The sequence below is a fragment of the Neorhizobium vignae genome, assembly GCF_000732195.1.
GTDB classification, from domain to species: domain Bacteria; phylum Pseudomonadota; class Alphaproteobacteria; order Rhizobiales; family Rhizobiaceae; genus Neorhizobium; species Neorhizobium vignae.
The window spans coordinates 1-3,488 of sequence record NZ_JNNU01000051.1; the positions used below are offsets into that span (position 1 = coordinate 1).

3 protein-coding genes are annotated in these 3,488 nt (G+C 53.6%); all 3 read left to right on the plus strand.

Annotation, left to right across the window (positions count from 1 at the left end; genetic code table 11):
• Positions 1 to 299: 299 nt before the first annotated feature.
• The 3 genes from GQ59_RS30250 (at position 300) to GQ59_RS30820 (ending at position 3,419) form a co-directional block, all read left to right on the plus strand.
• Entirely contained in the window at positions 300 to 1,247 is a 948-nt protein-coding gene (locus GQ59_RS30250) for a UDP-glucuronic acid decarboxylase family protein (protein WP_037088582.1), read from the plus strand.
• Between the two features lie 100 nt (positions 1,248 to 1,347).
• Positions 1,348 to 2,403, plus strand: a complete 1,056-nt coding sequence (locus GQ59_RS30255; protein WP_037088585.1) for a glycosyltransferase family 61 protein — start codon at positions 1,348 to 1,350, stop codon at positions 2,401 to 2,403.
• A gap of 251 nt (positions 2,404 to 2,654) precedes the next feature.
• Positions 2,655 to 3,419 (plus strand): class I SAM-dependent methyltransferase, encoded by a 765-nt coding sequence (locus GQ59_RS30820; RefSeq protein ID WP_051904299.1) that lies wholly within the window; start codon positions 2,655 to 2,657, stop codon positions 3,417 to 3,419.
• Positions 3,420 to 3,488 lie beyond the last annotated feature (69 nt).

Consider the following 3,488-nt stretch of genomic DNA (forward strand, 5'->3'; position numbering starts at 1 on the left):
TTGCCAACCGCGCCGGTACGATTCTCCACCGCCGTGGCACGCCCGCATGGCGCCCTCAGGGTCAAACGACACGCCGATACGGGCCTGCCTCATAGGTGGAGCAGCCGGCTTGCAAGCTTCCTAAGCGTAACGCACCTCGGACGGTATAGTCATATATCGGCCTAGCAGCGCTTTGGCCATCTCTCCTGATGAAGTGTAGCCGGATTGCTGGAGTTCAGCACGACAGGGATATTCTATCGAGGATTTTGACATCAAATTACTTCTCGGTTAGGTAGCGATAGGGTCATGCGGAGGCAGAGATGAACGCGAGAATATTGGTAACAGGTGGCGCTGGATTTATCGGGTCGCACCTCGTCGAGCGCCTGCTTGATCGCGGAGACGAGGTCCTTTGCGTCGACAACTTCTTTACCGGTACTCGCGGAAATGTGGAGCATCTGATCGGCCACCCACGATTTGAACTGATGCGCCACGACGTCTGTTTCCCACTTTATGTTGAGGTTGATGAAATCTACAACTTAGCGTGTCCCGCATCTCCTGTTCACTACCAGCACGATCCCGTCCAGACGACCAAAACGTCCGTTCACGGCGCCATCAACATGCTCGGGCTAGCAAAGCGAGTGCGCGCAAAGATTTTGCAAGCGTCGACATCCGAAGTCTATGGAGATCCCAGCATCCATCCTCAGGTCGAAGAATACTGGGGCAATGTTAATCCAATAGGGGTTCGTTCCTGTTATGATGAAGGCAAGCGCTGTGCCGAAACTCTATTCTTCGATTACCGGCGCCAGCACAAGCTGCGAACGAAAGTAGTGCGTATCTTCAATACCTACGGGCCGCGTATGCATCCAAATGACGGTCGGGTCGTATCCAACTTTATCGTTCAGGCGCTCAAGGGCAACGACATCACCATTTTCGGCGACGGCAAGCAAACCCGTTCGTTCTGCTATCGCGACGATCTGGTGGAGGCTCTGCTGAGAATGATGGCGACGGGAGATGATGTCGTCGGCCCGTTCAACGTCGGAAATCCGAACGAATTCACGATACGCGGGCTCGCGGACCTCGTATTGGAGCTGACAGGATCAAAATCGCGTTTGGTATTCAAACCATTGCCGTCCGACGATCCGATCCAGCGTCAGCCAGACATCTCGAAGGCGAAGCAGTTTCTCGACTGGCAGCCGACGGTCGAATTGCGGACGGGACTAGAGAAGACGATCGCTTATTTTGATGAACTACTTGCCAACGCCACCTAGATCCCGGATTTTGGGGTACAGGTTTTTCGCCACGCTGTGGCGCCGTTCGACGGCTAGGAGCCCTGCTGGCCCTGCGCCGGACTGATCGTCTGAGGGTTTGATGTTTGACCTTATTGCTTGGCCTCAGGATAAAACCGTCTCGACGGTGGGAGAGCCTGCGGCGGTTACCCGCATTCTGCCAAGGAATTTTGAGGAAAAAGATGCCGGCCTGTTCGAGCCAAATCTTCGGTACGATGTCCCGGCGAGCCGGATTTGGCAGCTTGAGAACATCACCGCGCGCGCCAATGGCTGGCTTTATCAAGGGCATAGCTTGTTGAAAGACAGCTTCGCCGGTAGCCGTCAAATAAGCGCAATGCGACGCCTGAAAGCGGTCGCAACCCGACACCGGTTACCCACTAAACGGATTTCTAAAGGCGTCTGGATCACAGACAACTGGAGCAGCAATTATTTTCATTGGTTGACGGATGCGATACCGAGGCTTCACCTGGCGAAAGAGCAGGATCACGACCTCCACCTGATCCTGCCCTTCTCGTTCCAATTCGTTCCCTTCGTCGAGCAATCGCTCTTGCCTTTCGACCTCAGGTCCACGACGTTTATACCGGAAGACACGACCCTCACAATTGAGAAGCTGACACTTCCCGCACACACCGCCGCAACAGGCAACTACAATGAGCGCTTGATCAGATGCGTTGCGCAGAGATATCGCCAGGCTTTTGGATCCGGGCGAAAGCCTGACCGGCGTATCTATATCAGTCGCAGCAAGGCGCCGGTCAGAAGGGTGCTGAATGAGGACGAGATCGCACCGGTTCTCTCTAGACATGGTTTTGAAGTAATCCAGGGCGAAAGCCTGTCCTTTTCCGAACAGGTGCGGCTTCTAAGCGAATGCGCCATGCTCGCCGGCCCGCATGGTGCAGGTTTCGTCAACATGTTGTTCATGGTGCCGGGAGGCTCGATTCTTGAAATTCATCCGCGGGATATGAAAACCAATAATTGCTATTTTACACTCGCATCAGCACTGTCGCATCCGTATCACTATATGCTGGCGGATACGGTTTCCAAGCAGGTGGAATCTCATCACGACAACATGATTGTCGATCCTCAGGAGCTTGACCGAAATCTCGGCCGCATGTGCTCCATGGCGTGCGGTCCGGGATAGAAACGAACTGCCCCATCGATTTCCTGGTTGGCGGACGGACTTGCCGCTTTGCCTCCTGTAGGACCTGTTGAGCCACGAGACGACAACCTCCGGGATCTGCAGCGCTACACCTATTGCCTTCCGAACGCGCGGTTTCCACTGAATCCTCCATCTGGTCGGCTTCACACGTCTCCAGGTGGAAGATATGATATCGCAACGCAAGCGAGCCGTTTGTTCGGTTTCCTGTATCTTATTCGAAGCAAGGAAACGGTGTGGTAAGCAAAGTAAGTTTCTCAAGGCTGGTCCAGTCAATCGCTGAAGAGATTTCCGACATTATATTCCTTCTCCGGTCCGGCTCAGGGCTCAAGATCGTTGTCAAGTACATGAAGTACCGTAGAAAACGGCGCAGCATCGAGAGGAAATACAAACCCGCGACAAAAGCCTTCGTGGCGTCTGAAATAAGGGGTCTGCAACTTAGTAATGATTGGTTCGTCGGCCATCTTCCGATCTGGATGTGGTTGTTCGAACGTTTCGATCTCCGCAGCAGAACCGGTCTGAAGGCCCTCGAGATCGGCAGTTGGGAAGGCATGTCCGCCTTTTTCTTCCTCAAAACATTGCCGAACGCAACGTTGACCTGTGTGGATACTTGGGCGGGATCTGATGAACACGACAAAGAGGCGATGTCGGCCGTCGAGGGCCGATTCAATGCGAACCTCCTGGGCCATGACGGAAGAGTAACTAAGTTCAAGGGAACGTCCTACGCCTACTTCATGGAGAAGCCTAAGGACCTTAGGTTCGACTTCATTTATATCGACGGCTCGCACTTAGCGGACGACGTGATGATTGATGCCGTGAACGGCTTTTCAGCACTCAAGCCCGGGGGAATAATGGTATTTGACGACTATATCTGGGGCTACTATGCCGACGCGAACGACAATCCGGCGAATGCCGTCCACCGCTTTCTGGAAATGAAGAGGGGAAAGTTTGAACTTGTCTACGTGTTCCGGCAGGTCATCATCCGCAAGACCTCGCTATGACACCTCAGTTCGTAAATCTGTCTCGCTAAAGGGCAGATGTCTCAACCTTTTCGGGTGATTGAAGATTGT

What these genes read in the sequence shown, in the direction of transcription:
- GQ59_RS30255 (WP_037088585.1), top strand. Translation starts at nt 1,348, where the DNA reads ATGTTTGACCTTATTGCTTGGCCTCAGGATAAAACCGTCTCGACGGTG.
- GQ59_RS30250 (WP_037088582.1), top strand. Translation starts at nt 300, where the DNA reads ATGAACGCGAGAATATTGGTAACAGGTGGCGCTGGATTTATCGGGTCG.